The sequence below is a fragment of the Haloarcula salina genome, from assembly GCF_049603855.1.
In the GTDB taxonomy this organism is placed as follows: Archaea; Halobacteriota; Halobacteria; order Halobacteriales; family Haloarculaceae; genus Haloarcula; species Haloarcula salina_A.
In genome coordinates this window covers 2,898,943-2,914,618 of record NZ_CP187146.1, presented here as the reverse complement: position 1 = coordinate 2,914,618, position 15,676 = coordinate 2,898,943, and the positions used below count along the sequence as shown (strand labels likewise).

Here is a 15,676-nt window from a genome sequence, read left to right as displayed (position 1 = left end):
GTCGCTACACTCGCTTGTAGATCCGGTGGCGCTTGTCGACCGGGTCGAAGTCGTTCCGGCACTCGGTCGGCAGCGTCTCGGTCATGCCGATCATCAGGTAGCCGCCCTCCCGCAGCGACCCGCGGATCGTCTCGAAGATGGGGACCTTGAACTCGGCGTCGATGTAGATGAGGAGGTTCCGACAGAACACGAGGTCGAAGTCCTGTTTGGGGTCGCCCCGGATGAGGTCGTGTTGCTCGAAGGTGACCATGTCCCTGACCCGGTCCCGGACGGTGAACGTGTCGCCGTCCTGTTCGATGTACTGGGTGTAGTCGTCGAGGGGCTCCAGTTCCTCGGCGATGTCGGTCGTCTGGGACGTGGCGTACGTCGCCGCTCGCGCCTCCTCGAGGATGTCGGCGTTGATGTCCGTCGCCGTGATCTCGACGCGCCGGGCGTCGATTTCCGGATCGTCGAGCGCGAGCATCGCCGCCGAGTACGGCTCCCGCCCGTCCGCGCTCGGGGCGGACCAGAGTTTGACGCGGCGGTTCTCCTCCGTGAGTTCCCGCAGGACCGGCCGCAGGTGTTCCCACGCCTCGGGATTGCGGAAGAAGCCGGTGACGTTGATCGACAGCGAGTCGAGCAGTTCCTCGCGCTCGCCGTCGTCGCGCTCCAGCAGTCGCTGGTAGGCGCGGTAGTCCTCGGTATCCGTCCGGCGCATCCGTGCGGTGATGCGGCGGTCGAGGTACGAGTCGTTGTAGAAGCCCGACTCGAAGTCCATCTCCTCGCCGATGAACTCGACGAGATCGTCGAACGTCCGCTCGCTGCCCGTGTTCATAGCGTCACCACGTCGAGGATGTGGACGATGTTCCCGTCGCCCAGCACGGCCGTTCCGGAGAGGCCGGGCGTCCCGGAGAGGATGCCTTCGAGGGGTTTGACGACTACCTCTTCCTGGCTGTCGACCGAGTCACAGTGGAGTGCGACCTGACGCTCGGACTCGCGGATGCGGACGAGCATCCCGTCGCCGTTGGCCGTCTCGCCCTGGATGTCGAAGGTGTCGTCGAGGTGGACGATCGGGTAGATCTCGTCGTTGTGCTTGATGACCTCCTTGCCGTTGACCTGCTTCGCGGCGTCGGTTCCGGTGATCTCGTCGACGTTCTTGATCGGGACGCCGTACTCCTCGTCGCCGACCTTCACGAACAGCACCTTGACGATGGCCATCGTCACGGGCAGGCGCAGGGAGACGGTCGTCCCCTCGCCTGGCTCGGAGTCGACGTTGACCGACCCGTCGAGTTGCGAGACCGTGTCGTGGACGACGTCCATGCCGACCCCGCGCCCGCTCGTGTCGGTCACCTCGTCGGCCGTCGAGAAGCCGGGGTGGAAGATGAGGTCGTACACCGAGGAGTCGTCCATCGCGTCGAGTTCCTCCGGTGACCGGACGCCCTTCTCGATGGCCTTGTTCCGGATGCCCTCTACGTCGAGCCCTGCGCCGTCGTCCTCGACCTCGATGATGACGTGGTCGCGCTCGCGGGACGCCCGCAGCGTGATGTGGCCTGTGCGGGGCTTGCCGGCCGCTTCGCGCTCGTCGGGGGACTCGATCCCGTGGTCGACCGAGTTACGCAGGATGTGCATCAGCGGGTCCGAGATCTCGGTGAGGATCGTCCGGTCGAGTTCGATGTCCTCGCCCTCGATGGTGAATTCCACGTCCTTGTCGAGGTCCCGTGCGAGGTCGCGAACCAGTCGCGGGAACTTCCCGACGACCTTCTTCAGCGGGATGAGCCGCATGTCCATCACCGTGTTCTGGAGGTTCGCGGTGATCTTGTCCAGTTCGTTCAGCGTCTCGCTCGTCGAGTCGAGGTTGTTCTGCTCGACGCCGCGCCGGAGCTTGATCCGGCTGGTGACCAGTTGCTCGACGAGCCCGTGAAGGTCGTCGAGCTGGTCGACGTCTACGCGAACGGACTTGATCTCGTCGACGCTGTGTTCCTGTTCGGGGTCGGAGCCGTCGCCGGCCACGTCCGTGGGCTCGTCACCGGCGCTCGCCGCGCTCGCCGCGCCCGTCACCTCGTCGGTCACGTCGGTCACGTCGAAGGAGTCGACCTTGCCGGTCGTGCCGAGTTCGGCGTCCGCCGTCGAGGCGTCGGGCGCGTCGAGGTAGAGCACGAACGTCCCGTCGAACTTCCCGTCCTCGATGTCTGCACGGTCCGGCGTCGAGTCGAGGAGGTCGAAGCGCTCTTCGATCGCCTCGACGGCCAGCATCGCGTCGACCCCGAGCATGTCCGAGTCGCCGACGCTGATCTCGGCCCGCAGGACCCGGTCCTCGACGGATTCGGCGTCGATATCGACGCTGTCGACGACTTCTTCGGGCGCGTCGCCCGTCGGGTCCGCGCCGGAGTCGGTCGCGCCGTCGCCGGCAGCGGCCGCGCCCTCTTCGAGGACCGCGCGCAGTTCCGCGACCATCTCGTCGGTCTCGGTCTGTGACTCGCCGTGTTCTTCGATCTCGCCGACGATGACTTCGATCTGGTCGACTCCGGCGAAGACGAGGTCCATCAGGTCGGGCGTGACTTGCATCTCGCCCTGACGCATCTCGTCCAGCAGGTCTTCCATCGCGTGTGCGAGGTTCGCGGCGTCGTCGAAACCCATCGCGCCGAAGTTCCCCTTCAGCGTGTGGGCCGTCCGGAAGATCGAGTCCATCGCCTCCGTGTTGGAGGGGTCCGATTCCAGGTCGAGCAGCGAGTTGTTCAGTTCGGTGATCGCTTCCTCGCTCTCGCGGATGAATGCGTCCAGATATTGGTCGTTCATTGTTAGCTCTCCTCAGTAGTTATCGTGTCCATAATGCCGTCTGCGATATCGTCGATCGGTAACACCGAGTCGACACAGCCCGTCTCGACGGCGCGCTTTGGCATCCCGTACACTGCGGACGTGGCCTCGTCCTGTGCGATGGTGCTGCCGCCGGCCGCCTTGATTCGTCGGATGCCGTCCGCCCCGTCCTCGCCCATCCCCGTGAGGATGAGGCCGACGAGGGGATCGTCGATCGTCTCCGCGGCGGTCTCCATCGTCACGTCGACCGCCGGGCGGACGCTGTTGACCGGCGCGTCCTCGGTCAGGCGCGCTCGGAGCCGCCCGTTCCGGTAGTTCTTGACCCGCATGTGCCGGTCGCCCGCGGCGACGAGTCCCTCGCCGCCGCCGATGCGTGCCCCGTCTGTCGCTTCGCGGACGTCGTACTCGCTTCGAGCGTTGATCCGCTCAGCGAATCGCCCGGTGAATCCCTCGGGCATGTGCTGAACGATGAGCACGCGGAGGTCAGCCGCCGCGGGAAGGTTCTGCATCACCTTCTCGACCATCTTCGGGCCACCGGTCGACGAGCCGACGACGAGCGTCGGGTTCTCGACGTAGGTGCCGCCGGATTCGGCTGACGACGATGACTGGCTCGTCGTCGATCGCTCGGAAGACGCAGGGGACCGTGTCTGTCCGCCCGCCGCTGTCACGTCGACCTCCGCGACGGAGACGACCATCTCGACCAGCTGGTCTTTCAGTCTGGACATCTCCATCGACACCTCGCCGCCGGGCTTGGTGAAGAAGTCGACCGCGCCCTTATCGAGCGCTTCGAAGGTCACGTCGGCGTTCTCGTCGGTGTGTGCCGACAGCATCACTACCGGCGTCGGCCGCTCGGCCATGATGCGCTCCGTGGCCTCGATACCGTTCATCACGGGCATCTCGACGTCCATCGTCACGACGTCCGGTTCGTGTTCGATGACGGCCTCGACCGCGTTCTCCCCGTCGCGTGCCTGCGCGACGACGTCGATTCCCCCGTCGTCGAGGATATCGGAGATGACGCTCCGCATAAAGTGGGAATCGTCTGCGACCACGGCGCGGACACCACCTACCATGTCACTGACGCTCCCGGAACGCAGGGCGCATCAGCGAACGAGACATCCTCATACCTACCTCGAAATCGCGTTCGGCCCCGAAATAAATACTCCGCCCACGTAATCAAAGTTGATAGCCCAGGAGGCAGCTTTATGCGGTCCTGTCCGAGACAGACGATCAAGAGTTCTATGTCAGCCCAGTCAGCCACGACCGGCCAGGTGCTCGAGTTCCAGCTCGGGTCCGAGACGTACTGCGTGAGCATCGACTACGTCACCGAAATCGTCGACGTGGGCGAGCTCACGACCGTCCCGAACGCGCCGCCCCACGTCCGGGGCGTCATGGACCTTCGCGGGCGCACGACATCCATCGTCGACCCGAAGGTCGTCTTCGGCATCGACGACGAGGGCGCGGAGAAACGCATCATCGTTTTCGACCCTGATATCGTCGAGGACCAGGGCGCGGCCGGCTGGCTCGTCGACGAGGTCTATCAGGTGGTGCAGGTCACTCCCGACCAGGTCGACCAGTCGCCGGCCAACGACACCGGCTCGATCCGCGGCGTCGTCAAGCGCGACGAGAGCTTCGTCATCTGGGTCGATCCCGCGATCGTCCACGCCGGGAACTGAATCCGGGCGCTGTGGCGGGATACCAGCAAGACTTTTTAACATTCCCGACTGAAAAGTATCTAATCGACTAGCTAACTCTGACCTATGATAGAGCAAACCAAAACGGGGATCGAAGGCCTCGACGACATTCTGAACGGGGGCATTGTCAAGAACTCGACGACATTGGTGAGTGGTAATCCGGGCGCTGGGAAGTCCATTCTCTGTCTCCAGTACATCTACAACGGCGTCGAGCAGTTCGACGAGAAGGGGATCTATCTCTCGTTCGAGGAGGACGAAGAGGACCTCCGCGAGGCCGCCGAGTCGATCGGGTTCGAGAAGTGGGGGGAGTTCGTCGAGAACGGCGACATCAAGATCTACGACAAGCAGGTCCTGCTCCGCGAGAACGACTTTACCTCCTCGCTCGACATCCTCCTCGAAGAACTGGAGGAGGGCGACTACGACCGACTCGTGCTCGATTCCCTCGCCATGTTCGCGCTGTTCTTCGAGAACGAGAAGGAGAAGCGGACCTACCTCCTGAAGTTCACCGACATTCTCAGCGACAGCGGACTCACCACGCTGATGACGAACGAGCAAGGCGCCGTCTTCCCGGACACCGAGATCGGACTGGAGAACTACCTCACCGACGGCAACATCTATCTCATTCAGACGCCGACCGAGAACGGCGTCAGCCGATACGTCTGGGTCGCGAAGATGCGAAAGCAGAACATCGAGACGGACATCTATCCGATGGAGATCGACGCGGGCGGAATCAAGGTCCACCAGAACGCGAGCGCCTTCTCGATGATGAGCGAAGAAGAATCGCCGATATAACGACACGATAACTCGTTATTATTGCGGATAACGGCGGGTACAGATATCCTACCTGACGTTTCGAACCTCTGCGTTCGTCAGCGGATCACCGGGCTGGGTCGCCGATATCACAGGCGATAGCTTTATTATCGACAGAATTTATGTTTTGATAACGATGGCCTCAGGGGAGATTCTTCAGACGCTTGGCAATAAATACAGCGCCGAAATCCTCGATGCGACGGACGAACCCGTGTCCGCACAGGAACTCAGCGACGATCTCGGGATCCCCATCGCGACGTGTTATCGCCGCATCGACGAGCTCACCGAACACGACCTGCTCGAACTCCACGACAACATCCTCTCCGACGACCGCCGTCGGATCAAGGTCTACCGGCGGAACGTTGACGAGGTGCGCGTCGACTTCGAGGACGAACTGACCGTCCACGTCGAAGAACGGTCCGAGGTGACGAACAAACTCGACGAGGCCTGGCGGACCCTCTCCGAACGGTAACGCCCCGTTCCCTGTCGTTATCAGCGGCGATATTTTCGTGCGTGGATTTAATAATGGGATCAGTGTAGGCCCGGATAGTGCAGATGATAGAACTTCTCTATGCCATCTCGACGCTGGTGTTCGTCGTGGCCGGACTGACGATGGTCGGGATGGCGATGCGGGCGTACGTCCAGACATCCCGGCAGGCGATGCTCCACCTCTCGGTTGGGTTCTCGCTCGCGATCGCGGGGGCGGCCGCCACGATGATCAGTGCGTTCATAAACGACTTTAGCGGAGTCCGATCGCTCCTGCTGGTGAACAGCGGCCTGACCACGTTCGGGTACCTGTTCGTCATGTACAGTCTCGTCACCTACGAGTAGCGGTCGTGGCAGCTCGTGCATGCGCTCGCGGTGGTGTCTGTTTCTTCGGGGTCGCTGTTCCGACTCGAGATTCAGCATTGATATCGATTCTCTCGATCTCGTAATTCGCATTTCTCGACGTCTGCTACCGTTTCGCTCTGCGACTGCCTGTCTCGCACATCCCCTGAAATCGGCCTGAACCAACTGTTATCACGGCCGATAATTCGGGGAGAGGTATTATTACCCGTGAAAGGGACGGTATCGATAGGGTCAGACAGGCCCGGATAATCAATGCTAACGGAACTCACGAACGACGACGACCGCGGGCAGGTCGGTATCGGCACGCTGATCGTGTTCATCGCGATGGTGCTGGTGGCGGCGATCGCCGCGGGCGTCCTGATCAACACGGCCGGTTTCCTGCAGAGCAGCGCCGAGGAAACTGGACAACAGAGCAGCGACCAGGTGACCAATCGACTGCAGGTCGTCAGTAGCGTCGGCGAGGACATCCAGAGCGCGAGTAGTACGATCAACACGGTGAAGGTGACGGTGAAGAAGGCTCCGGGTGCCGGGAACATCGACCTCGGAAGCACGATCGCTCAGTGGGTCGACTCGACCGGTTCCTACGACCTCACCTCGAGCGGGTACGCGGCTGACCCCGATCCCGACGGCACCTCGTTCGGCGTCTCAGACGTGCAGGACGACGACAGCTCGATTTCGAGCAGTCAGGTCCTCAACGACCCGTCCGACCGGGCGTCTATCATCTTCAGCGCCGAACTGGTCCGCGGTACCGGTAACGGCGACGGTCTCGGCGAAGGTGAGACGGCGACGATCCGCCTGAACACCCAGTCCGGCGGGACGAGCACGGTTCGCCTCGTGGTCCCGGAGACTCTGTCTGGTAATTCCGCCGTCACGCTGTAGGAACACCGCTCTTTCATTTTCCGTCTCGCTTCGACGACGGTTCTCGCCGCAACTCACGCAGTATCGTTCGTCTCGTACAGGCACTCCGAGTATTACTTTCGAGTCTGAACCTACCTTCTGTACCGCCTGTTATTGGGCGTTATTCTGCATATGAAATAGTGTTATCACAGCCGATAATTCGGGGAGAGGTATTATTACCCGTGAAAGGAACGGTATCGATAGGGTCAGACAGGCCCGGACAACCAATGTTAACGAAACTCACGAACGACGACGACCGCGGGCAGGTCGGTATCGGCACGCTGATCGTGTTCATCGCGATGGTGCTGGTGGCGGCGATCGCCGCGGGCGTCCTGATCAACACGGCCGGTTTCCTGCAGAGCAGCGCCGAGGAAACTGGACAACAGAGCAGCGACCAGGTGACCAACCGACTGCAGGTCGTCAACAGCGTCGGCGAGGACATCCAGAGCGCGAGTAACACCATCAACACGGTGAAGGTGACGGTAAAGAAGGCTCCGGGTGCCGGGAACATCGACCTCGGGAGCACGATCGCCCAGTGGGTCGACTCGACCGGCTCCTACGACCTCACGTACGACAGCGCCAGTGACCCCGACGGTACCTCATTCGCCGTGAGTGGGATTCAGGACGACGACAGCTCGATTTCGAGCAGTCAGGTGCTCAACGACCCGTCCGACCGAGCGGCGATCCTCTTCAGCGCGGAACAGATCCGCGGGTCTGGCAACGGCGACGGTCTCGGCGAAGGTGAGACGGCGACGATCCGCCTGAACACCCAGTCCGGCGGGACGAGCACGGTTCGCCTCGTGGTCCCGGAGACTCTGTCTGGTAATTCCGCCGTCAGCCTCTAAGTTCGCGTTTCTTTTCTTGACGATCTCTCAGTTCGAACGGCGACGGAGTTATACCACTTCCTCACACAGTACAACGTATGGCACGGCGGTCAGACGAATCGAATCCGGAAGAAGGCAAGGTTCTCTCGCCCGAGGAGCTCGACATCGCAGACGACGAGCACGTCACCGAGATCGACGAGGGTCGGTACGTCGTCTCCTCGGACGTCCGCACCGACGACTCCTACGGGAACCAGATCCCGTCGGATTCGGCGTCAGACCCGTCGGATACACCGCAAGAGGATCCGCCCGAACCCGAGTTCACCGACGCGAACGTCCACCAGTGGCTCGCAGAGCAGATGGCGGACTCGAACGCCCGGTACGGGTTCGACGTGACCGCCAAGTTCGACGGCGAGGTCGACCAGCAACAGCTGGTCTCGAACGACATCGTCACGGTCTTCGAGAGCTTCATGCTCTGGTACGGCCGGCAGATGGACGGTTCGACGGCGGTCGAGGACGTGCTCGGAATCTTGCTCTCGGAGTCGAACGTCCCGGTCCGCTACCCGCCCGGGGCCGTCCGAGAGCTGGTCAAGTCGACGCAGCTCTCGCCCGACGACTCCATCGCAGACCTGTTGCAAGCCGTCGAGGACGACGACGGCGTCCAGTTCTGAGCGGCGAGGGATTTAACTGCGGCCACGGCGGTTGGTGGGGTAGCTAATGGACCGATTCGAGCCCCCGGCAGTCGCGGCCCTGTTCGTTCTCGCGACGCTCGTCGCCACCGGGCCGCTCGTCGGTATCGGCGGGTTCGAGCCGCGGGCCACGACCATCGGTGACGGGACCGCCTCCATCGATGCAGTTCACGTGGACACCGCCCACCTCCGGGTCACGGACGGCCGCTTCGGGACCGCGGTTCCGTACCTCAGAGTCCCGGACGCGTCCGTCGCCGTCGACGGAGTGACGGGGCGGCCGCGACTGCTCTACCAGATTTCGGTGCCCCGTCTGGACGTTTCGATGACCTCTGAACGCGTGTTCTCGACGGCCGGGACGTATCGACTCGCCCCGGGTGACCGGGCACTGGAGCCTTCTTCGGTGGGCCGGGAGTCGTACAACGGCACCGTGCGAATCACCGTCCAGAGCTTCGAGGCGTCCGAGACGGTGTACGACGAGAACGTCACCGTGGCGGTGGTCGAATGAGCCGTCGCCGCGACACGCTCGGGGACCGGGGACGGGCGATCGCTCGCCGCGTCTTCGGCGACCGGTACGGCGTCGCGCTCTGGCTCGGGCTGCTCGTCGCCTTTTCGCTGTACTGGCGGGTCGGCATCTTCATCGCCGACACCTACACCACGGCCAACACGCTCGTGGCCGTCGCCGAGGGCCACCTGAACGTCGTCGAGACGCCCTACTCGCTGACGCTCGGCTCCCAGCCGGGACTCCACCACGTCGGCGGCGAGCTCTACGGGCGGAACTACGGGCAGGTGGCACTCGCGGTCCCGTTCGTCTGGGCCTTCCGGGGCCTCTCGGCGCTCGTCGCCCCGCGACTGCTCCTGCTGGGCCTCTGGTCGGGGCTGGCACTGGCGTTCGTCTCGCAACTGGGGACGCTCGGCTCCCGCCACACAGGCGTGTCGCGGCGGGCGATCCTGTGGGGTGGGAGCGCTGTCGTCACGGCACTGTTCCTGCTCGGGGTCTCGTCGGCGACGGCGCTCCCCGACACTGCACTCGCGCTGGCCGCGTTCCAGTTCTCGACGATGCTCGCGGCGGCGACGACCGGTCTCGTCCTGTATCGGCTCGTCGGGCTGTGGCACGGCCGGTCGGTGGCGCTGGCGGCCGGCGCGGCCGTCGGTCTCGCCTCCTCCGTCGGTTTCTGGGCGTCGCTCCCGAAGCGTCACGTTCTCGTCGCGGCGCTCCTGCTGACGACCGTCTACGCGTTCGCTCGCAGCCGGATCGCGTACGATGACGACCGCTTCCGCCGGGCGCTGGCGTTCCGCGCTGGCGCGTACCTGACGGCGGCGCTCGTCACCTGGACGCACGCCTTCGAGGGGTTCTTCCTGGTCGCGACGCTCGGCGTCGTCGACCTCGTGACAGCGCGACGGAACGCGCTCGCCGACCTCCTCGTGATCGGCTGTGCGCTGTTCGTCGGCTCGCTGCCGATGCTCCTGACGAACTACCTCATCTCCGGCAACCCCGCAAAGCCCCCGCGTCTGCTCCCGCGAGTCGACGGGGCCAACGCCGAGTTCGTGCCGGACACGATGTTCTCTGACGACGGGGCGTCTGGCGACTCCGATACGGGGGCCGGCACAGGTGGTGGCGACGGCGCAAGCGACGGGAGCGACGGAAGCGACGGCAGTGATGAAAGCGGAGGGAACGGTGGCGGCGACGGCAATAGCAGGAGCGAAGGGGGCGGTGACTCGTCGGGTGAAACTGGCGGTGGCGGTCTCGGAGCGATTCCCGTCCTCGCGCCACTCCTCGCCATCGTCGGGCGCGTCGGCGACGTTATCGGGCCTGCGATGGCGTTCGTTCCGGCGGCGATATTCGGCGGGTTCGAGTCGCTGACGGACCTCGGTCGGATGTGGCACGTCTTCTTCCGAAGCGGGCACATCCCAAGCGTCCGCTATCACCTCAACGGACACGCAATCATCGAACTCACGCTGCTCGAATCCGTGCCGGTGCTGGGCGCGCTGGCGGCCGCCCCGATCTACGGGGTCCGACTACTCCGACGGCGGGCGAGCGAGGTCGGCCGCCTGCCGAGTCAGTACTCCCCGCGGGCCCAGACCGACCTGCTCGTCGCGGCACTCGCCGTCGTCTTCACCGTCATCTACCTCGAACGGCTCCCGCTGTACTCACAGCTCACGGTCCGGTATCTCCTGCCCACCGTCCCCCTGTTGCTCTACGCCGTCGCGCGCCTCCCGGCGGTGACCGGGGCCGCTCGGGACGCGACCCGATGGCTCGTCGGCGGATACGCCGCGAGCGCTCTCGGCGGAACCGCGCTCTGTCTCGCCGTCGTCGCCGGTCTCGATCTGGCACTCGGCGAGGTCGTGCAGTTCCACGCGCTCCTCAACCTCGGCGGCGCGGCCGTCTGCGCCGCGGCCGTCGTCGGCGGGACCGTCGCCCCGGACCGCGTTCCGTCCCGGGTCGTCGCGGTGGGCGTCGCGCTCCCGGCCGGACTGACCACGGCGTTCGTGGCGCTCTCGGGACTGCTCTATTTCCAGTACGCCCCCCACGCCCTCGACGTGGTCCGCGTGGCCGTCGAGTATCTTCCGGCGGTGTAGGGACCCGGCTGCCGTCCCCGATAATATCACACGCGATAATTTACGGGACACCTTTATCTAACTCATCGGGATATGTAGCCTTGATAGGCATGCCAGACGTACTGATCGCCGACGATTCGGAATTTATGCGTAACCTCCTCCGCGAAATCCTGGAAGAGGACCACCAGATCGTAGGAGAAGTCGAGAACGGCGTCGAAGCCGTCGAAGTGTTCAAAGAGGAGACCCCGGACCTCGTGATGATGGACATCGTGATGCCCATCCGCGACGGCATCGAGGCCACGGACGAAATCAAGTCGAACAACCCCGACGCCAACGTCATCATGTGCACGAGCGTCGGACAGGAAGAGAAGATGAAAGAGGCGGTGAAGGCTGGGGCCGACGGGTACATCACCAAACCGTTCCAGAAACCCAGCGTGATCGAGGCCATCGAGGACGTCGTGCCCTCATAGATGAACGTCGACATCCAGTCGCTCGGAACGTTCAACCAACTCGCTCACGAGGGAGCCGAGGAAGCCACGCGCTCGATGGCGCAGATGACCGGCATCGACGCCGTCGTCGACGTGACCAAGATCACGCTTCTGAATCGGGACGACGTCGGGGAAGAGCTGACGGGCCGCGAGTTCGTCGGCGTGCAGTTCGCTTTCGACGGCGTGCTCGAAGGCGACACCGTGCTGGTGTTCGACGCCGACAGCGCCGCAACGATCGCCGACGCGCTCGTGCCCGGCGACAGCCCCGACGAGGCGATGGCCCGGAGCGGTGTCAAGGAGATCGGCAACATCATGATGAGCGGGTTCATCGACGGCTGGGCCGACTACGTCGAGGCGACCATCGATCACTCGCCGCCGGAGTACATCGAGAAGTCCGGGGCGGACGTGCTCCCGGACGCGCCGACCGACGCCGACTATCAGCAGGTCTTCGTCTTCAAGTCTCAGATCGAGTGGATCGACGAGTCCGTGAACTTCTACATCTACATGCTCCCGGAGTACGAGCCGCTCGCGGAGCTGATGATGGAACAGGCCGACACCGAGGACGACGCCATCCCCATCGACAAGCTCCAGACGTTCAACGAGATGACCACGAAGGGGACCCAGCAGGCCGCGGACAACGTCGAGATGATGACCGGCATCCCCACGGACGCGGAAGTGACCCAGATCAGCTTCGCGCCCATCACCGACGTGCCAAAACAGGTCGGGACGGAGACCTACGTCGGGACGGTCGTGGAGTTCACTGGAACCCCCAGCGGCTACCTCATGGTGCTGTTCGACGAGGTGTCGGCGGTCACCGTCGCCGAGGCGATGATGCCGATCGAGATGGAGAGCGACGAACTGACCGACCAGCACACGGCCGCCATCGAGGAACTCGGCAACATCATGACCAGCGGGTTCGTCGACGGCTGGGCCAACGTCCTCCAGACCTCCGTCGAGCACACGCCCCCGCGGGTGGTCCACGACATGGGGCGGGCCATCGTCGACCCACTCGCGGCGCAGGTCGGCCAGCACCAGGAGCACGCCTTCATCATCGAATCGGAGATGAAGACTGACGACATCGAGTTCGAGGCGGAGATCCTCGCTCTCCCGAACGAGAAGGAACTGCGCGAAGCGCTCGAAGCCCTCGACGTCGAGCGAGCGAACGAGACGCAGGCAGACGTGGAACAGATCTTCGAATAATGAAAGTATACGACGGCAGCCAGGCGGAGAGTACGACCCAGAACGCTCCCGAGCGAATCAAGGTCGGCATCGCCGAGTACAAGGTGACGACGGACGCGGCGCTGTTGACCACGAGCGGGCTGGGGTCCTGCATCGGGGTCGCCATCTACGACGAACTCAACGGAGCCGCCGGACTCGTCCACGTGATGCTCCCGTCGGCGGCAGACATCGACGGTGGTAATCGCGCGAAGTTCGCCGACACCGGCGTCGAGGTGCTCGTGGAGGCGCTCGAAGCAGCGGGGTCGACGACAGACACGATGCGGGCGAAGATCGCCGGCGGGAGCGACATGCTCGACTTCTCCGAGAACGGATCGTCGATCGGATCCCGCAACGCGAAGCAGGTCCGCCGGACCCTCGAAGAGTACGACATCCCGATCGTCGGCGAGGACCTCGGCGGCGATCACGGCCGCTCGATCAAACTCGAAACAGCGACCGGCGATCTCATCGTCAAGAGCGCCAACACCAAGTCTCTCACGTTGTGACAGACCTCGGTGACCGCCCGTGAAGATCTCTGGAGTAGCCCCGCGCAGACTCGTCAGACGGGTGTCTGCCACCCGTCTGCCGGGCACGCGATCCTCACTCTCAGTTCTTTCTCTGCGTAGCTGGAATTAATCTGAAATGTAATCCGATAGTAACTAGATTGTTTATTTAGGACTTCTTAGAGGGAAAATTGGTCAATTATTATCAGATATGATACGCTAGGGGGAATATTGAAGGGTAGCAGAAGCGTCCATTACGCAAGATGAGTAGTCTCGCTCTCGAGCCGCTGGCCGCAGCCGTCTCGCCGGTACTGGTCGGTCTGGCACCCGTCCTCTTCGTTCTCCTGACGGGCGGGCTGGTCGGCATGAGCATCAAGAACATGTTCGACTCGATTCTGTCGGACGACGAGAGCGAGGACGGAAGCGACGGCAGCGACGAGATGGCCGACGGGGGCGGCGGACTGATGGCCGACGACGGCGGCGACGGCGGCGACGACTTCGGCGGCCTCGGCGGCCTGGACGACGACGATGACATGGGCGGGTTCGGCGACGACGACTTCGGCGACATGGAGGACGCGAGCGGCCCGGACACCGACGAACTCGAACACCGACTCGACGAACTGGAAAACGAGGTCGGCAGCCTCTCCTCGACGGTCAACACGGTCCGGACCGAGAACGAGAGCATCTCCGAATCGGTCGAAGAGACGGAGGAGAACGTCCGGAAACTGCTCGACATCTACGAGATGGTCACCCGCGGCGTCAACCCCTTCGCCGACGACGTTGACGGGGGCATGGGCGGTATGGGCGAGGGCGGTGGCTCCTTCGGGCTGTTCGACGACGGCGGCGACGAACCGGAGGAGGACATCGACGACGACGTCGCCAACGCCGACGCCGAAGGCTTCTTCGACGAGGACCTCACTGAGGGCGCTGGCGGCGACATGGGGATGGGTGACAGTATGGACATGGACGACGGCAGCGTCGACGACGTGTTCCCGGACGAGGGGGACGACATGGGCGGCTTCGAGGACGACGGCGGGTCCTTCGACGAGGAGTTCGACGACTTCGACGACGCGGGAGACGATGACATGAGTATGGATGACGGGATGAGCATGGACGACGCGAGCACCGACGACGGAGACAGCGACGACGGCGAGGGCGGCAAGTCCTTCGCCGAACTCAAAGACGAGTACGAGTCCGGCGACGCCGAGTGGGCCGAGGGCGACGAGGAAGCCGACGCCGACGAGGACGAGTTCGAGGACGACGGCGACCTGCTGGCCGACGACGACGGGGAGTTGTTGGCCGAGGACGACGGCGACGAGGACGCGCTCGCAGACGACGACCTCTTCGACGAGGTCATCGAGGATGACGGGGCCGACGGCGACGGTCTGGCAGACGACGGGGCCGACGCGGGTTCCGAATCCGTCACGGAGCCAGAGCCGGAACCCGAGCCCGAACCGGTCGCCGAGTCGGAACCCGAGCCAGAACCGGAACCCGAGCCAGAACCGGTCGCAGAGCCAGAGCCCGAGCCCGAACCGGACACAGAGTCCACCGACACCGGTTCCGCGGCAACTGGCGACGACGCCGAGACGACGGACGGCGATGGGGGGAAGCCGTACCTGTCGACGATGCCCGAAGGGTTCGCGGCGGACCTCATCATCGTCGAGTGGCTGGAGTACCTGGTCCAGAACTCCGGGTACCGCGAGACGGCCCGCGCCATCGACTACTACGAGACGATCGACTGGATCGACGAGTCCGTCGCGGACCAACTCAAGGAGTACCTTCGCGGCTTCGACGGCGTGGACGACACCGGGGCGGGGCTCTCTATCGACCACCACACGGAGAGCTTGCGATACATCTCGCAACTGGACGGCGACAGCGGGGCCGACGCCGTCATGCTCTCGAAACTGGTCGGCGGAGGTGGTTCCGATGGGCTTCAGCGTTAGCGGCTCCGCGGCGATCATCTTCGTCGCCGCCTTCATCGGTTTCGGAATGTTCTACTCGGCGACCGCGAACAGCTTCGAGCGCGTTCAGGACGCGCGCGGCGCCCAGCAGGACCGGTTCCTCGACCAGCAGAACACCGCGGTCGAGATCACGGCGGCGACGTGGAACGCGAGCGGCACCGACGACCTCGACGTCACCGTCGAGAACACCGGCTCGACGACGCTCGCGGTGAGCGACACCGACTTGCTGGTCGACAACGCCTACCAATCGGGCTACGACACGGCCGTCGACGCCGACGCGTCGACCGACGTCTGGGCTCCCCAGGAGACGCTCACGATCACGGTGACGACCTTCGACAGCCGGCCCGGCCGAGTGAAGGTCGTCACCGAGAACGGACTCGCGGACACCGCGGTGGTGAGCTGA

The 15,676-nt window shown here is 64.1% G+C and carries 17 protein-coding genes; 14 read left to right on the top strand and 3 right to left on the bottom strand.

What is annotated here, in order from left to right; translation table 11 throughout:
* Positions 1–4 precede the first annotated feature (4 nt).
* The 3 genes from ACOZ4I_RS14770 to ACOZ4I_RS14760 are packed head-to-tail and all read right to left on the bottom strand — an operon-like array spanning position 5 to position 3,863.
* Positions 5–814 carry a CheR family methyltransferase gene (locus ACOZ4I_RS14770; protein ID WP_424000846.1) on the bottom strand — a complete coding sequence of 270 codons (810 nt, stop codon included), beginning with the start codon at positions 812–814 and terminating at the stop codon, positions 5–7.
* A complete protein-coding gene (cheA, locus tag ACOZ4I_RS14765) occupies positions 811–2,775 on the bottom strand; it encodes a chemotaxis protein CheA (protein ID WP_424000844.1) in 1,965 nt (654 codons plus the stop codon). The genes ACOZ4I_RS14770 and cheA overlap by 4 nt, the downstream gene beginning before the upstream one ends.
* A gap of 2 nt (positions 2,776–2,777) precedes the next feature.
* Complete coding sequence (locus ACOZ4I_RS14760; RefSeq protein ID WP_424000842.1) at positions 2,778–3,863, bottom strand: protein-glutamate methylesterase/protein-glutamine glutaminase; 1,086 nt, start codon at positions 3,861–3,863, stop codon at positions 2,778–2,780.
* A gap of 168 nt (positions 3,864–4,031) precedes the next feature.
* Between ACOZ4I_RS14760 and ACOZ4I_RS14755 the strand changes: the two genes are divergently transcribed.
* The 14 genes from ACOZ4I_RS14755 to ACOZ4I_RS14690 all read left to right on the top strand — a co-directional run bounded on the left by ACOZ4I_RS14755 (position 4,032) and on the right by ACOZ4I_RS14690 (position 15,676).
* Positions 4,032–4,466, top strand: a complete 435-nt coding sequence (locus ACOZ4I_RS14755) for a chemotaxis protein CheW (RefSeq protein ID WP_424000840.1) — start codon at positions 4,032–4,034, stop codon at positions 4,464–4,466.
* Between the two features lie 84 nt (positions 4,467–4,550).
* Positions 4,551–5,276 (top strand): RAD55 family ATPase, encoded by a 726-nt coding sequence (locus ACOZ4I_RS14750; RefSeq protein ID WP_424000838.1) that lies wholly within the window; start codon positions 4,551–4,553, stop codon positions 5,274–5,276.
* Positions 5,277–5,430: 154 nt separating this feature from the next.
* Complete coding sequence (locus ACOZ4I_RS14745; protein ID WP_424000836.1) at positions 5,431–5,766, top strand: helix-turn-helix domain-containing protein; 336 nt, start codon at positions 5,431–5,433, stop codon at positions 5,764–5,766.
* A gap of 83 nt (positions 5,767–5,849) precedes the next feature.
* On the top strand, positions 5,850–6,125 hold the full coding sequence (locus tag ACOZ4I_RS14740) for a DUF7521 family protein (protein WP_424000834.1): 276 nt from the start codon (positions 5,850–5,852) through the stop codon (positions 6,123–6,125).
* Positions 6,126–6,395: 270 nt separating this feature from the next.
* The gene (locus tag ACOZ4I_RS14735) at positions 6,396–7,022 is read left to right on the top strand and encodes an archaellin/type IV pilin N-terminal domain-containing protein (RefSeq protein WP_424000832.1); all 627 of its coding nucleotides are present in this window, start codon (positions 6,396–6,398) and stop codon (positions 7,020–7,022) included.
* A 245-nt stretch (positions 7,023–7,267) separates the two neighbouring features.
* Complete coding sequence (locus ACOZ4I_RS14730) at positions 7,268–7,885, top strand: archaellin/type IV pilin N-terminal domain-containing protein (RefSeq protein WP_424000830.1); 618 nt, start codon at positions 7,268–7,270, stop codon at positions 7,883–7,885.
* Positions 7,886–7,962: 77 nt separating this feature from the next.
* Positions 7,963–8,532 carry a DUF7500 family protein gene (locus tag ACOZ4I_RS14725; protein ID WP_424000828.1) on the top strand — a complete coding sequence of 190 codons (570 nt, stop codon included), beginning with the start codon at positions 7,963–7,965 and terminating at the stop codon, positions 8,530–8,532.
* 46 nt (positions 8,533–8,578) lie between these two features.
* On the top strand, positions 8,579–9,055 hold the full coding sequence (locus tag ACOZ4I_RS14720; RefSeq protein WP_424000826.1) for a hypothetical protein: 477 nt from the start codon (positions 8,579–8,581) through the stop codon (positions 9,053–9,055).
* Positions 9,052–11,127, top strand: coding sequence for a hypothetical protein (locus ACOZ4I_RS14715; RefSeq protein WP_424000824.1), 2,076 nt, complete (start codon positions 9,052–9,054; stop codon positions 11,125–11,127). Before ACOZ4I_RS14720 ends, ACOZ4I_RS14715 begins: the two co-directional genes overlap by 4 nt.
* Positions 11,128–11,216: 89 nt before the next feature.
* Entirely contained in the window at positions 11,217–11,576 is a 360-nt protein-coding gene (gene cheY, locus ACOZ4I_RS14710) for a chemotaxis protein CheY (protein WP_162415064.1), read from the top strand.
* Positions 11,577–12,794: a chemotaxis protein CheC gene (locus tag ACOZ4I_RS14705; RefSeq protein ID WP_424000822.1), complete on the top strand. Its 1,218-nt coding sequence runs from the start codon at positions 11,577–11,579 to the stop codon at positions 12,792–12,794.
* Positions 12,794–13,315 carry a chemotaxis protein CheD gene (locus ACOZ4I_RS14700; RefSeq protein ID WP_424000820.1) on the top strand — a complete coding sequence of 174 codons (522 nt, stop codon included), beginning with the start codon at positions 12,794–12,796 and terminating at the stop codon, positions 13,313–13,315. The genes ACOZ4I_RS14705 and ACOZ4I_RS14700 overlap by 1 nt, the downstream gene beginning before the upstream one ends.
* A gap of 260 nt (positions 13,316–13,575) precedes the next feature.
* Positions 13,576–15,255 (top strand): FlaD/FlaE family flagellar protein, encoded by a 1,680-nt coding sequence (locus tag ACOZ4I_RS14695; RefSeq protein WP_424000818.1) that lies wholly within the window; start codon positions 13,576–13,578, stop codon positions 15,253–15,255.
* Positions 15,239–15,676 carry a flagellin gene (locus ACOZ4I_RS14690; RefSeq protein ID WP_162415068.1) on the top strand — a complete coding sequence of 146 codons (438 nt, stop codon included), beginning with the start codon at positions 15,239–15,241 and terminating at the stop codon, positions 15,674–15,676. Before ACOZ4I_RS14695 ends, ACOZ4I_RS14690 begins: the two co-directional genes overlap by 17 nt.

What these genes read in the sequence shown, in the direction of transcription:
- ACOZ4I_RS14770 (WP_424000846.1), bottom strand. Translation starts at nt 814, where the DNA reads ATGAACACGGGCAGCGAGCGGACGTTCGACGATCTCGTCGAGTTCATC.
- cheA (WP_424000844.1), bottom strand. Translation starts at nt 2,775, where the DNA reads ATGAACGACCAATATCTGGACGCATTCATCCGCGAGAGCGAGGAAGCG.
- ACOZ4I_RS14760 (WP_424000842.1), bottom strand. Translation starts at nt 3,863, where the DNA reads ATGGTAGGTGGTGTCCGCGCCGTGGTCGCAGACGATTCCCACTTTATG.
- ACOZ4I_RS14755 (WP_424000840.1), top strand. Translation starts at nt 4,032, where the DNA reads ATGTCAGCCCAGTCAGCCACGACCGGCCAGGTGCTCGAGTTCCAGCTC.
- ACOZ4I_RS14750 (WP_424000838.1), top strand. Translation starts at nt 4,551, where the DNA reads ATGATAGAGCAAACCAAAACGGGGATCGAAGGCCTCGACGACATTCTG.
- ACOZ4I_RS14745 (WP_424000836.1), top strand. Translation starts at nt 5,431, where the DNA reads ATGGCCTCAGGGGAGATTCTTCAGACGCTTGGCAATAAATACAGCGCC.
- ACOZ4I_RS14740 (WP_424000834.1), top strand. Translation starts at nt 5,850, where the DNA reads ATGATAGAACTTCTCTATGCCATCTCGACGCTGGTGTTCGTCGTGGCC.
- ACOZ4I_RS14735 (WP_424000832.1), top strand. Translation starts at nt 6,396, where the DNA reads ATGCTAACGGAACTCACGAACGACGACGACCGCGGGCAGGTCGGTATC.
- ACOZ4I_RS14730 (WP_424000830.1), top strand. Translation starts at nt 7,268, where the DNA reads ATGTTAACGAAACTCACGAACGACGACGACCGCGGGCAGGTCGGTATC.
- ACOZ4I_RS14725 (WP_424000828.1), top strand. Translation starts at nt 7,963, where the DNA reads ATGGCACGGCGGTCAGACGAATCGAATCCGGAAGAAGGCAAGGTTCTC.
- ACOZ4I_RS14720 (WP_424000826.1), top strand. Translation starts at nt 8,579, where the DNA reads ATGGACCGATTCGAGCCCCCGGCAGTCGCGGCCCTGTTCGTTCTCGCG.
- ACOZ4I_RS14715 (WP_424000824.1), top strand. Translation starts at nt 9,052, where the DNA reads ATGAGCCGTCGCCGCGACACGCTCGGGGACCGGGGACGGGCGATCGCT.
- cheY (WP_162415064.1), top strand. Translation starts at nt 11,217, where the DNA reads ATGCCAGACGTACTGATCGCCGACGATTCGGAATTTATGCGTAACCTC.
- ACOZ4I_RS14705 (WP_424000822.1), top strand. Translation starts at nt 11,577, where the DNA reads ATGAACGTCGACATCCAGTCGCTCGGAACGTTCAACCAACTCGCTCAC.
- ACOZ4I_RS14700 (WP_424000820.1), top strand. Translation starts at nt 12,794, where the DNA reads ATGAAAGTATACGACGGCAGCCAGGCGGAGAGTACGACCCAGAACGCT.
- ACOZ4I_RS14695 (WP_424000818.1), top strand. Translation starts at nt 13,576, where the DNA reads ATGAGTAGTCTCGCTCTCGAGCCGCTGGCCGCAGCCGTCTCGCCGGTA.
- ACOZ4I_RS14690 (WP_162415068.1), top strand. Translation starts at nt 15,239, where the DNA reads ATGGGCTTCAGCGTTAGCGGCTCCGCGGCGATCATCTTCGTCGCCGCC.